This window comes from Acinetobacter sp. NIOH-H-8 (genome assembly GCF_046635365.1).
In the GTDB taxonomy this organism is placed as follows: domain Bacteria; phylum Pseudomonadota; class Gammaproteobacteria; order Pseudomonadales; family Moraxellaceae; genus Acinetobacter.
The window spans coordinates 86339-105693 of record NZ_JBHDVN010000002.1; the positions used below are offsets into that span (position 1 = coordinate 86339).

15 protein-coding genes are annotated in these 19355 nt (G+C 42.1%); 9 read left to right on the plus strand and 6 right to left on the minus strand.

What is annotated here, in order from left to right; translation table 11 throughout:
• Positions 1-95 precede the first annotated feature (95 nt).
• On the plus strand, positions 96-1439 hold the full coding sequence (locus tag ACEWB7_RS01835) for a DcaP family trimeric outer membrane transporter (protein WP_262737479.1): 1344 nt from the start codon (positions 96-98) through the stop codon (positions 1437-1439).
• 41 nt (positions 1440-1480) lie between these two features.
• On the opposite strand, the gene ACEWB7_RS01840 is transcribed toward ACEWB7_RS01835, so the two are convergent.
• Complete coding sequence (locus ACEWB7_RS01840) at positions 1481-2902, minus strand: PLP-dependent aminotransferase family protein (RefSeq protein ID WP_253148414.1); 1422 nt, start codon at positions 2900-2902, stop codon at positions 1481-1483.
• Between the two features lie 189 nt (positions 2903-3091).
• Here ACEWB7_RS01840 and ACEWB7_RS01845 point away from each other — a divergent pair, with 189 nt between their 5' ends.
• The 5 genes from ACEWB7_RS01845 to ACEWB7_RS01865 all read left to right on the plus strand — a co-directional run bounded on the left by ACEWB7_RS01845 (position 3092) and on the right by ACEWB7_RS01865 (position 8300).
• The gene (locus ACEWB7_RS01845) at positions 3092-3253 is read left to right on the plus strand and encodes a hypothetical protein (RefSeq protein WP_162835335.1); all 162 of its coding nucleotides are present in this window, start codon (positions 3092-3094) and stop codon (positions 3251-3253) included.
• Positions 3254-3513: 260 nt separating this feature from the next.
• On the plus strand, positions 3514-5151 hold the full coding sequence (locus ACEWB7_RS01850) for a long-chain-fatty-acid--CoA ligase (RefSeq protein WP_262737480.1): 1638 nt from the start codon (positions 3514-3516) through the stop codon (positions 5149-5151).
• 318 nt (positions 5152-5469) lie between these two features.
• Positions 5470-6492, plus strand: a complete 1023-nt coding sequence (locus ACEWB7_RS01855) for a flavin reductase family protein (protein WP_262737481.1) — start codon at positions 5470-5472, stop codon at positions 6490-6492.
• A gap of 40 nt (positions 6493-6532) precedes the next feature.
• A complete protein-coding gene (locus tag ACEWB7_RS01860) occupies positions 6533-7699 on the plus strand; it encodes an acyl-CoA desaturase (protein ID WP_312316326.1) in 1167 nt (388 codons plus the stop codon).
• A 250-nt stretch (positions 7700-7949) separates the two neighbouring features.
• Entirely contained in the window at positions 7950-8300 is a 351-nt protein-coding gene (locus tag ACEWB7_RS01865; protein ID WP_159122938.1) for a hypothetical protein, read from the plus strand.
• 69 nt (positions 8301-8369) lie between these two features.
• Here ACEWB7_RS01865 and ACEWB7_RS01870 read toward each other — a convergent pair whose 3' ends face one another.
• A complete protein-coding gene (locus tag ACEWB7_RS01870; protein ID WP_262737482.1) occupies positions 8370-9080 on the minus strand; it encodes an HAD family hydrolase in 711 nt (236 codons plus the stop codon).
• Positions 9081-9485: 405 nt separating this feature from the next.
• Here ACEWB7_RS01870 and mtlD point away from each other — a divergent pair, with 405 nt between their 5' ends.
• Positions 9486-11612, plus strand: a complete 2127-nt coding sequence (mtlD, locus tag ACEWB7_RS01875) for a bifunctional mannitol-1-phosphate dehydrogenase/phosphatase (RefSeq protein WP_262737483.1) — start codon at positions 9486-9488, stop codon at positions 11610-11612.
• Positions 11613-11683: 71 nt separating this feature from the next.
• Here mtlD and ACEWB7_RS01880 read toward each other — a convergent pair whose 3' ends face one another.
• Both ACEWB7_RS01880 and ACEWB7_RS01885 read right to left on the minus strand, forming a co-directional pair.
• Positions 11684-12688: an ABC transporter substrate-binding protein gene (locus ACEWB7_RS01880; RefSeq protein WP_262737484.1), complete on the minus strand. Its 1005-nt coding sequence runs from the start codon at positions 12686-12688 to the stop codon at positions 11684-11686.
• 10 nt (positions 12689-12698) lie between these two features.
• A complete protein-coding gene (locus ACEWB7_RS01885; protein ID WP_004785667.1) occupies positions 12699-13277 on the minus strand; it encodes an ANTAR domain-containing response regulator in 579 nt (192 codons plus the stop codon).
• A 346-nt stretch (positions 13278-13623) separates the two neighbouring features.
• Here ACEWB7_RS01885 and ACEWB7_RS01890 point away from each other — a divergent pair, with 346 nt between their 5' ends.
• Positions 13624-13827, plus strand: coding sequence for a hypothetical protein (locus tag ACEWB7_RS01890; RefSeq protein ID WP_262737485.1), 204 nt, complete (start codon positions 13624-13626; stop codon positions 13825-13827).
• A gap of 481 nt (positions 13828-14308) precedes the next feature.
• Positions 14309-16474, plus strand: a complete 2166-nt coding sequence (locus ACEWB7_RS01895) for a TonB-dependent receptor family protein (RefSeq protein ID WP_411580363.1) — start codon at positions 14309-14311, stop codon at positions 16472-16474.
• 66 nt (positions 16475-16540) lie between these two features.
• Here ACEWB7_RS01895 and ACEWB7_RS01900 read toward each other — a convergent pair whose 3' ends face one another.
• Together ACEWB7_RS01900 and ACEWB7_RS01905 are read right to left on the minus strand one after the other, a co-directional pair.
• Positions 16541-17149, minus strand: a complete 609-nt coding sequence (locus ACEWB7_RS01900; RefSeq protein WP_125278496.1) for a MarC family protein — start codon at positions 17147-17149, stop codon at positions 16541-16543.
• Between the two features lie 28 nt (positions 17150-17177).
• Positions 17178-19214: a choline transporter gene (locus ACEWB7_RS01905; protein ID WP_125278497.1), complete on the minus strand. Its 2037-nt coding sequence runs from the start codon at positions 19212-19214 to the stop codon at positions 17178-17180.
• Positions 19215-19355 lie beyond the last annotated feature (141 nt).

The following is a 19355-nucleotide window of genomic DNA, read 5'->3' on the forward strand; positions in this document are numbered from 1 at the left end:
AATAAAGAAAACACTTCTAATGATAGAGATCGCCATCGTAAGCGGTGGTGATCTGTTGCTAGAATCGAGACGCATAATAAAAAAGTGAGTTTAGGATGAACACGGAACAATTATTTAATAATCAAACAATCACATTAAAACGCACGGTTCTGATGAGCATGATGGCAATAAGTTTAGGGGGCCTTAGCTTGTCTACCCAGGCACAAACTCCAGCTCAGTCCAATCAACAGGAAATTGAGCAGTTGCGTCAAGAGGTTCAAGCTTTACGTGCCTTGATTGAACAGCAGCAGACTCAGACAGCTGCTGTAACTGCACCTGTAGCGACAACGCCGGCACCTGTGAATACAGCAGTAGCTCCTGCGAGCAAATCTGTGATGAAAATTGCCAGTGGGGCCGAGTTTAATCTATACGGTAATATCCGTGCTGATGCCTCTTATCAGGCTGAGGGCGGTGCAGCGACACGTATGTATAACCAGATTAATGCCGTACCTCTTGAAGGCACAGGTGAACGCAGTGATGAGTTTAAATCCACGCTTTCAGCCACCCGTTTAGGGATGGATTTTAAAGCGCCCGTGGGTGCTGGGGATAATGCCTTAAGCGGTAAGGTTGAGGTCGATTTCCTGGGTGGAGCTAGTCTTGATAACCTGCGTATCCGTCATGCCTATATCAGCTATGCTGACTGGTTAATTGGTCAAACCTGGTCAAACTTTGCAACTCCGGACTATATACCTGAGACGGTAGATGCACTGGTTTATGCCGGTGGTTCAATTAAACGGACACCTCAGATTCGTCATACCAGTACTTTGAGTCCAGCGACCAATCTGGTGCTTGCAGTAGAAGATCCGAAAGATGCGACCATTACGGGAATCAAACAGCGTTTACCTGCCTTAACAGCACGCTTAAACCACAAATTTGCGGATAGTCTTTCTGTCAGCGCGCGTGCGATGGGGAATGAAAAACGCGTGAATGAAGATGAAAAAACTGCATGGGGTGTAGGTGTAGGCGCGAAATACGAGTTTGTTCCAGGCACCAGCCTTAAGGCAGATTATTATCATGTCAAAGGTGATAGCAGTTTTGTCTCTTACGCCAATCCAGGTGTCGTTACAGCTGCTAATGGAGATCTTCTACAGAGTGAATTCGACTCGATTACAGTCGGTCTAACGCAGCAGTTTAATGATAAATTGCGTGGTACTGTAGGCTATGGTTATATGAATTTCGACCAAGATAATGGCTATCTTGCTGCTCCTGGTCTGAATCTAACAGCAGTGAACAAAGACCTTTGGCAGGCTTGGGCTAATGTGTTCTATAACCCTACAAAACCGCTGAGTTTTGGCCTGGAATATGTTTATGGTGAACGTGAAGCATTGGGTGCTGCACCAAATGGCAGTACAAAAGGTGAAGATAACCGAGTGAATGCAGTTGCAATTTACAGTTTCTAAGCTCTAGCGATTTTACATAAGAAACCTAAAGCGTGGATGAATTAATCCACGCTTTTTGCATGATTCAGGATCATCTCTGCCAGTACATTGACTGCATTTTCTATCTCAGAGGTCCAGTCAAATGAACAGTTCAGGCGAATATAATTCTGGCTGGTATGTTCCGGTTTAAACAGCAAAGCAGGGGCAATGGCAATATTGTGCTGAATCAGCTGTTCATATAAAACCTGACCATCCAGCTGTTCCGGCAATTTGATCCAGAGAAAATACCCACTGGAATAATAATAAATTTCACAGACTGAATCTAAACGCGCTTTAAGTTCCTGATAAAACTTTTGCTTATACTTTTCTAGTTGCTGTCTTAAATGGCGCAAATGCTTTTCATAATGATGATGGGACAGAAAATCAACCAATGCATTTTGTAATAGCGGACTAACAGTCAAAGTACTCATGAGCTGTAAATGCTGGATTGCATCGGAAAATGGGCCAGCGAAAACCCAGCCGACCCGCGCACCCATGCCCAGAGTTTTAGAAAATGAAGAGCAGTGCAATACCCGTTGATGCTGATCAAAATATTTTACGGAAACCGGTTTATGAGCGCCGTAATTGAGTTCCTGATAGACATCATCTTCAATCAGATATACCTGATATTCATTCAACAGTTCCGCAATTCTTTGCTTGATCTCTGAATTTACCGTAAAGCCAATCGGATTATGCACATTCAGCATCAGCCAGCAAACTTTGATTGGGTACTGTTTAAGTGCTTGTTCAAATGATTCCAGGTCAAAACCAAACTGTGGATGTTCAGGGATTGTGATGACTTGCAGTCCTAAACGCTCAGCCGCCTGCCAGGCACCATAAAAAATGGTTTGCTGGAGCAGGATAAAGTCGCCAGGTTGAGTCAAAGCCTGTAAAGACAGATTGAGAGCTTCCAATGCACCAGAAGTAATGACAATGTCATCCGAAGTGCAGTTTATGCCTTGTAACTGATAGCGGTTAGCAATCAGTTGGCGTAATTCCTGATTACCCGGTGGCATATGATTTTGATGGCTATAACTGCTTTTTCTTTTGCTATGCTGCGCCAAAATCTGCATAAACCGGCTGTTATATAACAGTTCAGCATTTGGAAAAGCTGAACCAAAAGGTGCAATATTTGGAGTTTGCAGTGACTTTAAATAATTAAATACCACAGAGTTAATTTTAACTTTGGAGTTTAAGCCAATCTGTACCGCGGGTTCTTTGCTGTTATAGGTTTGAGGTCGTTCCGCAATATAGTAGCCAGATTTATCTTTGGCATAGACCAATCCTTGCGATTCAAGCACCTGATAGGCATTAAGCACCGTCATCAGGCTATAGCCGGACAGTTCAGTTTGTTCCCGTAATGAAGGTAATTTGTCATGCGCCTTCCATGCGCCATTTTCAATCATCTGGCGAATATTTTGGGCTAGCTTTTCAGATTTAAACATAAGAAAATAAAATCTAAACTGTACTAATATAATCAGAATTATATTATGAATAAGTTATTAAAATATAACAAATCAAAAAAATAAGTGGCTAACTGTTATATTTTTTTAAATGAATATTGTATCTATACAGCTGATTTAGGTCTGCTGATAATAAAACTCATAACGCCAGACCAACCTATGGGTGATCATATGAATTCAGAAGACAACAAAGCACCAAAATATGCGGATAGCAGTATTTCTGATGCAGCATTCAAGAAGATGATTCTCTGGTTTGCACTTTATGCCGGTTTATTCTGCCTCGGCGTTATCTTTGTAGTAAATGCAGACAAAATTATGATGAGCGGCTTTTAAAATTCTCTTCTCCCTGAACACTATCATCGCCCCAATCTAAATTGGGGCTTTTTTTATGCCACACATTACCAGTTTTATTTTCTACTTTTTCTGCATCCACTCTATGACTTTGTCACAATTTGACACTCACAAAGTCAGATTTCCTTGCTAGATTCAGACTGTTTGATGATAAAAATGAATACAGGCTTTTCGCCAGCGCATCATACAGAAATAACAACGATATAGCAGATGGACAAACAACAAGGATAAAGGAGTGAAGCATGCTCGGAAATATGATGTTCCAGCCCTTACTGATCAGCAGCATGATTGAACATGCCGGTCGTTATCATGCCGATACCGAGATCATTTCTAAAAATACCGATACCAGCATTAAAAAGACCAATTGGGGAGAAATCCGGGAAAACTCGAAACGTTTTGCCAATGTATTACAGCAATTCGGTCTGACACTCGGCGATCGGGTTGCGACCATTGCCTGGAATAATCATCGACATCTAGAATCATGGTATGCCATTTCGGGAAGTGGACTGGTTTGCCACACCATCAACCCGCGCTTATTTCCGGAACAGCTGGTATTTATTATCAATGACGCTGCCGATCGGGTACTGCTGTTTGATAAAACCTTTGCACCTTTAATTAAAGCCGTCAAACCGTTATTAAAAACTGTAGAACAGTATATTTGTCTGGATGCTGAAGATTCGTCGATTCGTGAAGCCATTCCGGAAGTTCAGTTTTATGACGATTTGCTTGCCCAGCAATCTGCAGAATTTGACTGGCCTGAACTGGATGAAAATACAGCGAGTTCATTGTGTTATACCTCTGGTACGACTGGAAATCCGAAAGGGGTTTTATATAGCCATCGCTCAACAGTGCTGCATAGTTATGCCATCATCATGCCGGATTCCCTGAATGTGGCAGCGCGTGACATCATGCTGCCGGTGGTACCAATGTTCCATGTCAATGCCTGGGGAACTCCATATGCCGCTGCCATGGTCGGTTGTACCTTGGTGCTGCCGGGGCCGGGCCTGGATGGAGCCAGTCTGGTCAATCTGATTGATACGTATAAAGTCTCTGTGGCTTTAGGTGTTCCAACGATCTGGCAAGGGCTGATTGCGGCTGCCCAGCAAAGTGGTTCAAAACTGGAAAGCCTGAAACGGAATGTGGTCGGTGGTTCTGCCTGTCCACCGGCTATGCTGAAAACCTTTAAAGAGCAGTTTAACTGCGAAACCATTCATGCCTGGGGGATGACTGAAACCAGTCCACTTGGTAGTGCCAATCAGCTAAAAACCAAACACCTTGATCTGGCGGATGAAGAAAAAATGCAGATTCGTCTGTCTCAAGGTCGTCCACCGTTTGGCGTTGATTTACGTTTAACCGATGAAGAAAAAGGAACTCAGGAAATTGCCCGCGATGGTGAAACCATAGGCAATCTGCAGATTAAAGGGCACTGGATCATTGATCATTATTTTGGCAAGGAAGAATCTACGCTCACAGCAGATGGATGGTTTGATACCGGAGATATTGCTACCTTAAATAAAGATGGCTTTATGAAGCTGTGTGATCGCTCCAAAGATCTGATCAAATCAGGCGGTGAATGGATCTCTTCAGTCGATCTTGAAAATATGGCGATGGGACATCCTGAAATTGCCATGGCTGCCGTGATTGCGGCACAGCATCCTAAATGGGATGAGCGTCCCGTTCTGATTGCGATTAAAAAGCCAGAGAGTCATGTGAGTGAAGCTGAAATGCTGGATTACTATGCGGACAAGGTCGCTAAATGGCAAATTCCGGATCGCGTGATCTTTGTAGATTCTATTCCGTTAAGTGGAACCGGCAAGATGCTGAAAAAAGACCTGCGTGAACTTTATGGCTCTATCTTGCTGGAACAGGCCGTAGGTTAAGCTATTTCTTTAAAAGGTAAAATTTTGCCTTTTTAACTCACCGAATATTTAAAACAGAAACTGATCTCTTATATAGAGGTCAGTTTTTTTATATGTTTTTGCTAAAAATATACAGACCAAAAAAGCAATTTATTCAGTTCATACAGTTTTAACAGCACTTTCTGGCTAGGATTGTCTTACAAAAAGTCCAACTATGGTTTCTAAGCACATAATTTGACCTACATTGACATGGTGCGAGCTTCAAAATTCTTTATTCTGGACTACATAATAAATAGACAGTTGTACATTAATGCTGTCTGCGGAATAGAGGGGATAAAAATGACAAGTATGACAACCTACAAGCCGCATTGGATTCGTGAAGATTTCATTGATTTTGTTGGTGAAAAAATCCATCCAACCTGGGCACTCAAAAAAGTCAAAGCATCGGTCGTGAATATTCAGGCGGTTAGCCCAGACTTTTTCAAAATCCAGTTACGTCCAAATTATAACTTTAACCGCGGGTCATTTCAGGCCGGTCAAAATATCGCGGTGACTCTGCGTCTGGATGGAGTACGTCATCAACGTCATTATTCTATCGTGACCATTTTAAAAAATGGTGATGTGATTATTGCAGTCAAGCAGCAAGGTAAAGTGTCGCGTGCCCTAACTTTATTGCAACTAGGTGCAGTGGTCGAGCTGTCTCAGCCACAGGGCGAATTTACCTTATTAAACTCTCCTAAACCGATTCTGTTTCTGGCATCAGGCAGTGGCATTACTGCAATTTATTCCTTATTGCAAAAAGCAGTCGTGCAGTTTCAGCATCCGATTGATCTAATCTATTTCACCCGTGATGATGCATTTCATGCCGAGATCAAAACCTTGGCGTTGATGCATCCTCATCTGAAATATCATCATTTTAATACAGTCGAGCATAAGCAACATCTGAGCCAGCAATTGCTAAACAAGCTGGTACCAGACTTTGAACAGCGTGAAATCTATGCCTGTGGTTCAGCGGGAATGATGAAAACTGCACTCAAAATTGCCGATAAACTGACGGTGAAATCCAGTTTCCATTCTGAATATTTCCAGATTGCGATGGATGAAAAAGTGAAAGCACAGCCTGTACAGTTTTTAAGATCGCAGCAGGAATTCCAGGCAGAATCTAATCTGCTGGAAAGTGCAGAGCAGGCGGGTCTTCGTCCAGCGCACGGTTGCCGTATGGGCATTTGTAATACTTGCTCATGTACTAAAGTCAGCGGTTCGGTGAAAAACATGCTGACGGGTGAGATCGACCACGGCAACAATACTCCAATCAAACTTTGTATTTCACAGGCCGTCAGTCCTGTGGTGATTAATTTATAAGCTATTTCAACCATTACTAAACGAATAAGAAGGTGCTCCCATGAATATGCAAATTGATTTTAAAAAATACAGTAAATCTCAATTTCTAAGCCCGGAACAGGTTGAAGAGTTCGGTGCCAAGGTTGATGCTATCCGCCGTGAAGTAATGGAAGATTTGGGCGAAAAAGATGCAGAATATATTTATAAAATCCGTAATTTTGTACGTTATAGCGAGATTGCTTCCCGTGGCATGCTGATGTTTGCAGGCTGGTTGCCGCCGGTCTGGTTAGCGGGAACAGGCTTATTGGGTATCTCGAAAATCGTGGAAAATATGGAACTTGGCCATAACGTGATGCACGGCCAGTTCGACTGGATGAATGATCCGAGTCTGAATGGTTCGACTTATGATTGGGATACTATTTCCACTGGGGATGACTGGAAATACACGCATAATTATATTCACCACACGTATACCAATATTGTCGGTATGGATCACGATGTCGGTTATGGTCTGATCCGTGTCAGTGAATCTCAGTCGTGGGAACTACGTTTTATCTGGAATATTCCTTTAACCATTCAGTTGATGGTGTTCTTTGAATGGTATGTGGGTGTACAGCGTTTGCATCTGGAAGATGTGATTGCCTATAAAACCAAAACCTGGAAACAGGTCTGGGAAGAAGCAGCGCCTTTACGCAAAAAAATGCGCCGTCAGGTCCTGAAAGATTATGTATTTTTCCCACTGATTGCCGGTCCAAATGCCATCCCAGTATTTACCGGGAATGCGGTTGCCAATGTGATTCGTAGCCTATGGGCGTCTGCAGTGATCTTCAATGGACATTTCACTGAAGATGCAGAAACCTTTGAAATGGACAATACCGACAATGAAACCCGTGCGGAATGGTATCTGCGTCAGATCCGTGGTTCGAGCAACTTCAGTGGCGCGAACTGGTTGCATATTCTGAGTGGTAATTTAAGCCATCAGATTGAGCATCATCTGTTCCCAGATATGCCAGCAAACCGTTATGCCGAAGTTGCACCAAGAATCAAAGCCTTATGTGCCGAGTATGGGGTTCATTATAACGAAGCCAGCTTTATGAAACAGTTCTCGACTGTATGGGTCAGACTGGCGAAATGCTCACTGCCAAATGAATGGAATCAGCAAATTGCAGAAAAAACTCATGCAGTTAAATCAGTGCTTCGTTACTTTAAATCTAAGCTTGTAAATTAATTTTTAGGGTTTCTCTATTATCCAGTTTGGTACTCCTCAATAGATTTGGATGGTCTATTGAGGATTTTTTTATCTGTTAAAAAGTGGTCAGTTCACACGAATTTATGAATGAAATATGAAGATGATTTTCAAAAAATGACGAAGGCGGGACAGATTTACTACCGCTGAAACGCTTCGCCTACAAGCTAAGCGTTTACCTCAAGGAGGTTCTTTTTATAATGGCCGCGTTCTATCATTCAAGGTCTCAGTTTTGAAATATCTTAAATATTTTTCAGGCATCTCACTTTTATTGCTGTTAACCGCGTGTAATACCCCGGAAACTCCAGCACCAGATTATCAGGGGAACTGGAAAAATACACTGGAAAATCCAAAATTGGAAAATATCCTGGTGATTTCCAAAAATGGTGAAAACTATTTCATCACCAATACTATTAAAGACAAAGAAAGCGGCAAAACTGACAAGAAAAATCCGATGCCAGCTTCAGTCGCTGATAATGGTCTGCTTCAGATTAATTCAGGTACAGGTGTCGTTGATTTCGCAATTGACGAAAAAACTGGCAATCTGGTCGGTTCAGGCTCCGTCTATAAAAAAGCCAAATAATGCTCTAATCTAATCAATTCAGAGATAACACGAAAAATGCCATGATCAGGGAGGATTCATGGCATTTTTTTAGTTCACCAATTTTATGAGACCAGCAAAATCTTCTACAAAATAATCTGCCTTGGCTTTGATCAGATCTATTTCATGCGCAGAATACTGGTCGTAAATTGCCACGACATCAATTCCCGCATTGTTGGCAGCTTCCACCCCAATTAAAGAGTCTTCAACAATCAGGCAATCTTTAGCCTCAATTTCAAAATGCTGGAGCGCATTTAAATACACTTCTGGATGCGGTTTGATATTCTCAACATTTTCACGAGTCAAAATAATCGCAAAATCATCATCAAAACTGATTTTCTGATTAATCTTCTGGTTATTGTCCTGATAACGCTGCACATTGAACAAGCTGGTGGTAGTCGTGAGTGCCAATTGTATCCCTTGCTGTTTTAAGGCTTGAATCAGCAGCTCAGCTTGCGGTTTGAGTTCTATCACATGATCCAGAAAATGCCGTGAAATATGATAACGACGGTTTTTAACCTCTTCCTTGCTGGGTTCAAAACCATATAGCTCTTTTAAATAGCCACAATATTCCAGATAAGGATCGGGCATATGTCTAAAGGCTTTCAGTTGCAGGTCACGCAGTTGCTGAATCTGATCCAGACCGACTTCGATCCCCGATAATTCCAGAATCAGGGCAGCATCGACCTGGTTCCAGATCCCCACTGAATCAATTAAGGTTCCATCTAGGTCAAAACACACCAGCTTTTTATCTTTAAACATGTCACCCCCATTTTTCTTTCGCCGCCATTATCCCGTTTTTAGAAAGAGGTAAAAAGTCCAGTTTGGGTGCATATCCAGTCTGTATTTATCATTAAATTCCTAAAATGAACTTATTTTGAGCATTCTAAGTATTACTCATAATAAAAATCGTAATACTAAATTGGCACAGCATTTGAATTTATCTACACCTCCTAATTTGAATATTTATTTTTTATAAGAAACAACTTGCTGGTTACTTTTTGTTACCTAACGGTTACATAAGAAAACCTAAAACTATTTAATTTAGTCTTTATTGATTAATTTATAGTCAGAACTATTTCATATCTTTACATCGGTTTATTTAATCTCTTATTTTCCTTAAGGTATTGTCCACTTCTTAACTCATTGAATTATAAAAGGGGAGCAATGCTAGAATTTAAAAATCAAATTGTACACGGCGCAATTTTCGATATGGATGGAACCATGTTTGATACTGAACGTTTGCGCTTTCAAACCTTGCAACAAGCTTCGCGTGAGCTGATCGGCGTCGAATTTTCTGAAAACTATTTAATGCAGTGCTTGGGCTTAAGTGCCCGTAGTGCCGAGCAGCTGGCCAAAGAGCGTTATGGACAAGATGTTCCTTATGCCGAGATCCGCCAGCGTGCTGATGTACTGGAACTAGAACATGTACGCAATTATGGCGTTCCAATTAAAAAAGGTTTATTACAGGTACTGGAACGCCTACGCAAGACAGGCCTAAAAATGGCTGTGGCGACTTCGAGTCGACGTGCGATCGCAGAAGAATATCTGATCAATGCCAATGTCTATAAATTTTTTGATGTGCTGGTGTGTGGCGATGAGATTAAACAAGGGAAACCTCATCCAGAAATTTTTATCAGCGCAGCCGAAAAAATCAATTTAAGTCCGGCTCAATGCCTGATGTTTGAAGATTCCGAAAATGGCCTGCGATCTGCTTATGATGCAGGTGGTATGACGGTACTTTTCAAAGACATTAAAACACCGAATGAATCGATGCTGGCACAAGCCCAGTATTATTATGAAACGATGGAAGATTTTCTGATAGATCTGAACCAGTTTGTTCCGGTTCTGGAAATGCCTGAACTTGAGACTGCATTTCCGCAAACGCTGAATCAGTTAACAGTTGGGATTCACGGCTTCGGTGCAATTGGCGGTGGTTATCTGGCTCAGGTGTTATCACACTGGGATGGCTATACGCGTCCACGCAAAATTATTGCCTCAACGCGTAATCCACTCTATCAATCTGCCGTAAATGCGTTTGGCACCTATTGCATTCGTTATGGTCAGAACTCTTTTGACCAGCGTATTGAAAATATGAGTGTGATTGATGCGCATGATCTGGAGCAAATGCAGAACATGTATATTGAATCCAGTCTGGTGGCAGTCTGTGTCCCTGAGGAAGCTCTGGTTTCTGAAGCAGAAGTAATTGCACAGGGTTTATATGCGCGATACTTGGCCTACGAGCAGCAGGAACAGCCGCTGACGCTGTTAATTATCCTGAATAAAATCGGGGCCAAACAGCTGGTGATGCAGCAGATTCTGAGCCGTCTGAAACAGATTACGGATGAACAGACAGCGCAGCACATTATGGATCAGCATTATTTCTGTGACACAGTGGTGAACCGTATGGTCTCCAAACTGTCCGACCAGAAACTGTACCGTCAGCTGCGCATCAAATACAACATGTTCAAGCAGTATCAGCTGGATGAAGATCTGTCCGTAGTGGATCTGGATGATTCTACAGCCCTGAATGCAGAGCAGGAACATCAGGCGGGCTTATATATTGAAGACCTGCGCCGTAATTTTCAGCCAAGTCATATTCTGCAGTCGATGGACCTGATTCTGTTTAATGCCGAAACGGATATGCCAATCTATGTGGAAAATAACAGTCCATTATTGGCTAAAATGCGCCAAATGATTCTGGTAGATGATATTGCCAATATCCAGCTGATTAAAAACCGCTTATGGAATGGTGTGCATGCGATGATGGCCTGGTATGCCAGCCTGCGCGGTCATCAGACCATTGGCGTGGCCATGTCAGATCATGCGGTCAGAAAATTCATGCAGCAGGCCTTAGCGCAGGTGAAGCATGGTCTCTGTTACCAGATTCCTAAGCATGCTTCAGATCTGGAACGTCTGGCACAAAGTTTTACTGAATCCTGTGCCTATGCTTATCAGGACCCATGTGCACGTGTAGGGCGTGAACCCTTAAGAAAGCTGAAACACAATGAACGGGTTATGGGTTCATTATCGACCTTGCTTAAATATAGTTTACCGTTTGATGTGGTTTTAAAAGGCGCAGTGTTAGGTTATATCTATGCTCTGGAACAGGGTGAATGCGAGCAGCAGGAACTGTTGATGCATTTACAAATCCAGTTAAGACATATGGCATTAGAGCCGCAGCTATATGAGACCTTGTATGATGAAATGTCACAATTCATCAATCAGATGATTGCTGGAAAATTGTCCTTACAAAAATTCATGCAACTGGATTTGCAGCAAGCGCTCAGCTAAATATCAGCAGTAAATAAAAATACCCAGAACGATTCTGGGTCTTTTTTTATGGAAGTTTATAAATTTATAATTTATACAGTCGTGGATTCTTGCTGATAAATACAGGATTGGGCAATCTGTTGCTGATCATCTGCGGACAGATCAATATTTTCCCATTTTTCCATCTGCTCTAATAGCCAGATAAAATCGGTGAATTGAGGCTCAACACTTTCACCTGCAAGGTTACGAATAATATTCTGAATCTTATGGAAGTCATAAACGTGTCGAGAAGCTGAACATTCAAACTGGATAATCTGATAATCCATCAGCATGTCCCAGACTTCAGAAAGATCCGTAGCATGCTTTAAATCCATCTGGGCTTTTTTTACAGCAGCGACTAAGGCCTCTACAGTCAGTGGATGCAACTCGCCCCATTCCTGAGTTATTGCCAGCACTTTGTCTGCTACTTTAGGAATGACATTCTGACTGGCTGCAACAATCAGGCTATAACCTTCAAGCTTGGCCTGAATATTCCATGGCTCACCCACACAAAAACCATCAAAAATCTGTGCTGCAATTCCTTTGACCATTAAAGGGGGTGGTGAGGTCTTGAGCAATATATTTTTGGCATATTGCGGATCAGTTAAACCCAGCCATTCTCTTAAACAGTAATGATGAATGGAGTATTTATAAACATGTGCCAGGCCTACTTTGTGTTGCTGCTTTAAGGCACTGACCAGCTTTTGCGACGTGATCTGTTCATTATCTTCAGGCTGAATGCCCAGTTCATAACACAGATCCTGTCTTAAGCTGATAAATGCCTGATTGATACTGAGTACTAATGGAGTCTGCAAAGCGACTTGTAACTGGTCTGCGCCCAAAGCAGCTGCGGGAAGCATGGCAGACAGGCAATGGGCTGCATCCAGAAAGCCATAGGCCAGACGGTCGCGTAAGCTGGACCAGGATGCTTCACGGATCAGATTTACCTTTAAACCCTGTTCAGTAAAATAACCTTGTCGCTCCGCCCAAAGAATGGCAACACAATCAAGCAGTGGAATATAGCCAATATTGAGTTCTGTTTTTTCTAATGTTGTCATTGAATGCTCCTTATTGGCCGGATAACAGTTTTTGTGCATCAAGTAAGCGCCTTGCCATATCGCCAATGGTAATCCGGTGACTCATGGCATTTTTGCGCAACAGGGCAAATGCTTCTTCTTCGCTCAGTCCATGTAGCTGGATCAGCAGGACTTTGGCTTTATCAATATCCCTGCGATCACTTAATTTTTCCTGAGTTTCCTTCAGGTCGTGTAACAGTTTTTTATGTTTCTGGAATTGTTCAATCGATATTTCCAGAATATTTTCCAGTTTGGTTGGATCAATCCCGTCCACAATATATGCCGTGACTCCGGCATCAATGGCATTTCTGATGGTGTCCTTGTTGGAATTTTGGGTAAATAGAACCGTAGGTAATTCATACTGACTCACGCAGCTTTCGATAATATCGCGATGAGGATGATCCATATTTAACAGAATGACATCGGCATGCAGGCTTTTGATATCAACAATGTTGAGGTCATTCAGAATGACACAAGCCACCACATGAAAATCATGCGCAAGCAAAGAAGCCTGAATAAATTCAGCGCGTTCTGGATCATCATCAATCAGGGCAATTCGTAATTTAGACATGCAAGATTTTTAGCTAGTACATCGGGGAATATTCCATAAGGACTTATGCAAAAAACATACCATGCAATTTGGTGCAAAAAATCAGGAGATCAGGTTAAAAGTGTCATAAAAATAGTGCATAGAGTCTGATGAGACTAAATTACTCTGACTAAAATGAGGCGTAACCAAAATAATCGCACTAAAATAAGGAATTTTAAGACAATAAAGAATATAAAATTTATCGCTTAGATCAATTTTAATTTCATCAAGATGATCGGGAAAAATAAAAAAATCAAATATAGATAAAAATATTGGAATAATAATTGCTTATTTTTAATCCACTATAAAATAAAAAGGTGGAATAGACATGAAATTACAACTTATACCATCCCTGCTAGTAGTAATGAGCAGTCTTTTGATGGCGGGTAATGTGATGGCAGAAGACGGTGGTTTACGCTTTGCCGAGAAAACTCTGGCCAAAGTGGCAGAAATGAAAACCAAGAAAAAATCAGCCGAAACCCAGCAAACTGCACCATTACAAGCGCAAGTAATCGAAAATGCCTCTAAATAATAACAATAGCCAAAAAAGAAACTCTCCAGCAGGAGGGTTTCTTTTTTTTGGCTGAAATTTATAAGCCGTAGTTCGAAAAGTAAAAGTTTTATTTTCTGGTCATCACTTAGATTTTGGTCTAGAAACCTGTCTATTAAACTGATCTTGATGAATCAAAATATTGTTTATATCTTCAAAATTTTTAATTTAAATCACTTTTTGCCAACTCGAATTAGATGGTCACAAGAAAAAAATACATATCTATAAATTACAAATACTTAATAAATTAGATGTCAGAACTTGTTTGAATCTGTCTGTGATCTTGCAAAGTACTGACAGATTTTTTGTATAGAAAAAATTAAAAATATTGCCGCACCAGTCAGATATTTTGGCAGAAAATATCTGCTTAATTTTACATGCTTCATTTATGCTACAGCTTAAATTTTTAAGCCAAGTCCTAAAGCAGATCAGGATCACTTATACAGGATTGTATAAATTCGCCATGAATATGACAAAAATTCCTCTCAAGAAAAATCCGCTTAGCCTGATGATACTGTCGGCATTTTCAGGCCATCTTTATGCTGAAACTACGCTAGCACAGGATAGTGTTCAGCAGCTGGACACTATTGTGGTGACCACTGAGCAAAATACAAATTCTCAGAAACAGACTGAGGCCGAACTTGCCAGCGTTTCGGGAGGAACCAACTTTATTTCAGATCAGCAGTTAGAACATCAGCGTCTGGGAACCACTGCTGACGTCTTCCGTCTCCAGCCCGGTATTTATGCCCAATCGCCGGGCAATGAAGGAGCCAAAATTTCTATCCGTGGTTCTGGCATTAACCGTACTTCTGGTGCACATGCATCCGGAACTTATGTCATGATCGATGATATTCCCTTTACCGGACCGGGTGGTACAGCTTATGAACTGCTTGAACCATGGTGGATTGATCATGTTGAGGTGTACCGTGGTGCCAATGGTTTAAAACAGGGCGGATTGTCCTTAGGTGGAACAGTTAATTATAAAAGTAAGACTGGTGCAGAGCAGAATGGCTCTGAATTAAAATATGAAACGGGTAGCCATGGCTATCAGAAATACCAGTTTAGTACTGGCCGACAACTCGATAAGTTAGATTATTATCTGACAGTAACGGGTTCACAGTTTGACGGGATTCAGGAGCATGCCGAAGGTGATGGTAAAGGTCTGGCTTTTAATCTGGGTTATCAGATCAGTCCAGATATTGAGACCCGCTTTTATGCCCGTTACCGTGAAAGCAAACATTTAACGCCAGGGCGCATTACCCAGGAACAGCTCAAGAATAATCCTGAAGCAGCCAATGATTTTAATCTGGCTGTAGATGCCAAGCGGATTCAACCGGGCAGTACCTGGCTGGCAAATACTACCACTTGGAACTTGCAGGATGATGCCAAACTGACCGGTAGTCTGGCTTATCACCATTATCCATTGGATCTACGTGAAAGTAGTTATCGTACCAATGTCGATTATGAGGATATTAGTGCGCGGGTTCAGTATGAGAAACCTTATCAGTTATTCGGTCTTGAACATCAAGGAAAAGTTGCTTTTCGAAGTACCACGCACCGTCCGAATAGTGGTGTAACCGAAACAATTCGACGCGATACTACGATTGACGGTGCGCTTTATCCGGCAGATACCGTAACACGCCGTTATACCTATCGTGGTTCAGACAATGTATTGCAATTTGATCAGGAAACCCAGTTGAATGATCAGTTTAAGCTTGATCTTGGATTGGCAGCTGCCTATACCCATCGTGAGAGTGAAGTGACTTACCCAGTCGCCAGTCCTGAAGTCAGTCGCTATGAATGGAATTTCGCACCGCGTATTGGTCTGACTTATCAGCCAAATGAAACATTACAATGGTTTGCCAATTTAAGCCGTAGTATTGAACCGGCACATCCATGGGCAATGGCATGGTCTTCACCATATTATTTTGACAGTGGTGTTGCTTCAGGGCGGGTACGTGAACCTATTTATCTGGACACGCAAACTGCAAATACTTTAGAACTGGGTGGCAGGGGTCAGTCAGCTTGGGGTGATTGGGCACTGAGCTACTATTATTCCAAAGTTAAAAACGAGTTATTAACCTCAGAGTTGATCAAAACCTATGAGGATGGATCGGAACGACCTTCTGAGCCAATTGCCGTTGAATCCAATGCGACTCCAACCCTTCATCAAGGTGTAGAACTCAGTCTGGATACACCATTGTATGCATCACAGCAGGGCGAGCTTCGTCTACGTCAAGCTTATACCTTGAGTGATTTCCAGTATAAAAACGATCCTTTATTTGGCAAAAACCAGTTACCGGGAATTCCAAAACACCTTTATCAGGCACGGCTCGGTTATGCCTTGAATAACGGTCTTTATGTGGGGCTAAATACTGAATATGCATCGAAGATGGCACATGACTATGCCAATAGCCGCTTCAGTGATGATTATCAGATTTGGGGTATTGATCTGGGATATGCGCCAGAAGATCAGTCATGGAGTGCTTGGGTTAACTTCAAGAACATTATGGATGAAAAATATGCAGCAGTGGTGATTCCAGGTTATGACGACAAAGGTGAAGATCGAGCACGATCTTCACCGGGTGAAGGCTTCTCGACCTATGCAGGCGTGTCGTTTAAATTTTAAAATCATCATTTTATAAAAAAAGCGGGCATTTTTACCCGCTTTTTTATCCTGTCAGCTTGTATAAAACTAGCCTTCCAGAATTCCACTGACACCTGTCACAATCATATCAATGGCAATGGTACCGATTAAAAGTGCTGCGACACGACCAACAATATCGACATAAAGGTCAATATAATTGGAATATTTGTGTTGCATATGATCATGCAGATATTTCATCAGGATCAGTAAGCTGCAGGTTAAAAATAAAGTGAAAAAGATCACCAGAATAGTCTGCATTAAACTGAGCTGTACACCAGTAATAACTGAAGCTGAAATGGTACCGGGGCCAATCATAAACGGCATGGCAATCGTACCCGCCAGATGATTCGGCGCACCCCGCATCACCCCAATGGTATCCGCACCTTCAAAGACATAGCGATAACCAATCACCAGAAAAATCAGACCACCAAAAATCTGGAAGGACTCAAACCGTACATGCAAGACTTCATTAAAGAAGGCTTCACCGGTTTTTGCAAAAATGATGAACACAATAAAGCTGATTAGACTGCCCTGAATCAATGCCATGTTGAATACTTTTGCGTCGGAATTACGGATAATTCCGAGCATATAAATACTCATCAGAAAAGGGTTGAGCAGGGAGAAAAACAGGGCAAATGCATTCAAACTTTCTGACATCATTCAGTCCTTCCGTAGTTGAGATATCCTAGATTTCACGGTCCGGGAACAGCGGACGTTTACCTGGGCTGATCCGGTTAATATGCAGATACATCATATGGCGTTCATATTTATCCAGGATGTCATTGATCACCTGTTCCTTGCTATAACCGACCAGATCGTTGCCCTGAGAGCCTTCAAACAGATAACTTTCCAGACGATAGTAATAACGTTTGGTTCGTTTACCCCGTGAACTGAAATTTGGCGTGTCATAGCGTACCGGCCATATTTCATAGACAAAGTTTTCTTCTTCATCGAGCTGAATGGTCAGATCCAGGTGATACAGTTCAGGTTCTTCCTCAAGCGATTTTTCCTGAATATTTACTTGAATGCCTTTGTCAATTAACTCGGTTGCAACGGCCTCAATGGCTGGTTTGCAAACATTATCCAGCATGGTTCGGGTCTGGGACAGGCTTGGATGCAGCATGACCCGGCTCAGACGCTTCTTCCAGTTCAGGATATCCACATTACCGACCACAGGCGCAGCATTCAGACTGGTACTGGCCTGCCGAAAATCCTCCAGACGCAGGGACTTATACAGTCCGGCCATCACAAAGAAAATCACGAAACTAAAAGGCAGACCCATAATAATCGTGGTGTTCTGTAATGCTGTCACGCCATTCGCCATGAGCATTGCCAAAGTTAGCAAACCGATAGTAATGGCCCAGAACACACTGAGCCAGCGCGGTGAATCATGCTCAATATTAGTGAATTTAGTGGTGAAGTTCCCCAATACCAATGCCCCTGAATCCGCTGAAGTCACATAGAACAGCAAACCTGTAATGGTGGCGACACCTGCGAGAAATGTGAAACCTGGATACTGTGCCAGCAGGTCATAAAAACCATGCGCTGGATTTTCTAAAACAGTTGTCGCAAGCTGAGTATTACCATCAAAAATCACACTGTATAAAGCACTGTTACCGAAAATAGACAACCAAGTGAGGGTAAATAACAGAGGAATAACCAAAGTCCCGGTGACAAATTCACGAATAGTACGACCACGGGAAATACGTGCCAGGAACAGACCGACAAAAGGTGACCAGGCAATCCACCATGCCCAGAAGAACAGGGTCCAGCTATTCATCCATTCTTTAGGCTGCTCAAAAGGAAAACTGCTTAAAGAGAGTTTCGGGAACTGGCTGAGATAATCACCAAAATTCTGAATTAGAGCCGCTAATAAAAACTCTGTATTTCCCATAAAGAGAATAAAGAGCAGCAACCCGATTGATACATAGATATTAATTTCAGACAGAACCCGAATACCTTTATTGACACCCGCAGTGACTGAAATAATAGTAATAATGACTGCAACACCAATTAATGCAGTTTGAATCCAGATATTTTCCGGCAAGCCAAACAGTACATGCAGACCGTAATTTAGCTGAACCACACCGATACCGCAGGTGGTGGCAATACCAAAAATCGTACCGAGTACTGCAGCGGTATCTACCGTATGGCCAATCGGGCCATTAATTCTTTTTCCAAAAATAGGATAAAGCGCAGAGCGAATTGTCAGTGGTAAATTATAGCGATAACTGAAATATCCCAACGCAACCCCAATCAGCGCGTACATGCTCCAGCCGGTCAGACCATAGTGAAACAGGGTCCAGACCATAGACTGACGCGCGGCTTCAAAGGTTTCAGCTTCACCGACTGGAGGACTCATATAATGAGACAAGGGTTCAGCGACCGAGAAGAACATCAAATCAATCCCGATCCCGGCTGAGAACAACATGGCCGACCAGCTCAGCAGGCTGAATTCGGGTTTAGAATGTTTGGGACCAAGCTTGATTTCGCCATAACGTGAGCAGGCGATAAAGACAATAAAAACCAGATACAGCGTTGCCGCCAGCAGGTAATACCAGCTAAAGGTACGACTAACCCAGTTTAAAATATTAATAATGACTAGATTGGCTTGTTCATTAAATAAAATCGTGATGATAGAAAACAGGAGAATAAGCGTCGCCGAACAATAAAAGACTACCTTATTCAGACTATCTTGCACCTCTTCGTTTTTCTTTTGCATAAATCTCTGACCATCGTTTTTGTTGCCGGATGATCTACAGTGCAGTGTGATTTAAAAGCAAAAACTGGCCCTAAAGCTTCCTTGTTTTCGTGAATTACAAACTTTTGCAAATCCAAAACAAACTACGCTGTACATCAAGGG

Excerpts from the sequence above, each read along its gene's own strand:
- ACEWB7_RS01860 (WP_312316326.1), top strand. The coding sequence starts at position 6,533 with ATGAATATGCAAATTGATTTTAAAAAATACAGTAAATCTCAATTTCTA.
- ACEWB7_RS01855 (WP_262737481.1), top strand. The coding sequence starts at position 5,470 with ATGACAAGTATGACAACCTACAAGCCGCATTGGATTCGTGAAGATTTC.
- ACEWB7_RS01900 (WP_125278496.1), bottom strand. The coding sequence starts at position 17,149 with ATGTCAGAAAGTTTGAATGCATTTGCCCTGTTTTTCTCCCTGCTCAAC.
- ACEWB7_RS01870 (WP_262737482.1), bottom strand. The coding sequence starts at position 9,080 with ATGTTTAAAGATAAAAAGCTGGTGTGTTTTGACCTAGATGGAACCTTA.
- ACEWB7_RS01850 (WP_262737480.1), top strand. The coding sequence starts at position 3,514 with ATGCTCGGAAATATGATGTTCCAGCCCTTACTGATCAGCAGCATGATT.
- ACEWB7_RS01885 (WP_004785667.1), bottom strand. The coding sequence starts at position 13,277 with ATGTCTAAATTACGAATTGCCCTGATTGATGATGATCCAGAACGCGCT.
- ACEWB7_RS01835 (WP_262737479.1), top strand. The coding sequence starts at position 96 with ATGAACACGGAACAATTATTTAATAATCAAACAATCACATTAAAACGC.
- ACEWB7_RS01845 (WP_162835335.1), top strand. The coding sequence starts at position 3,092 with ATGAATTCAGAAGACAACAAAGCACCAAAATATGCGGATAGCAGTATT.
- ACEWB7_RS01905 (WP_125278497.1), bottom strand. The coding sequence starts at position 19,214 with ATGCAAAAGAAAAACGAAGAGGTGCAAGATAGTCTGAATAAGGTAGTC.
- ACEWB7_RS01890 (WP_262737485.1), top strand. The coding sequence starts at position 13,624 with ATGAAATTACAACTTATACCATCCCTGCTAGTAGTAATGAGCAGTCTT.
- ACEWB7_RS01880 (WP_262737484.1), bottom strand. The coding sequence starts at position 12,688 with ATGACAACATTAGAAAAAACAGAACTCAATATTGGCTATATTCCACTG.
- mtlD (WP_262737483.1), top strand. The coding sequence starts at position 9,486 with ATGCTAGAATTTAAAAATCAAATTGTACACGGCGCAATTTTCGATATG.
- ACEWB7_RS01840 (WP_253148414.1), bottom strand. The coding sequence starts at position 2,902 with ATGTTTAAATCTGAAAAGCTAGCCCAAAATATTCGCCAGATGATTGAA.
- ACEWB7_RS01895 (WP_411580363.1), top strand. The coding sequence starts at position 14,309 with ATGAATATGACAAAAATTCCTCTCAAGAAAAATCCGCTTAGCCTGATG.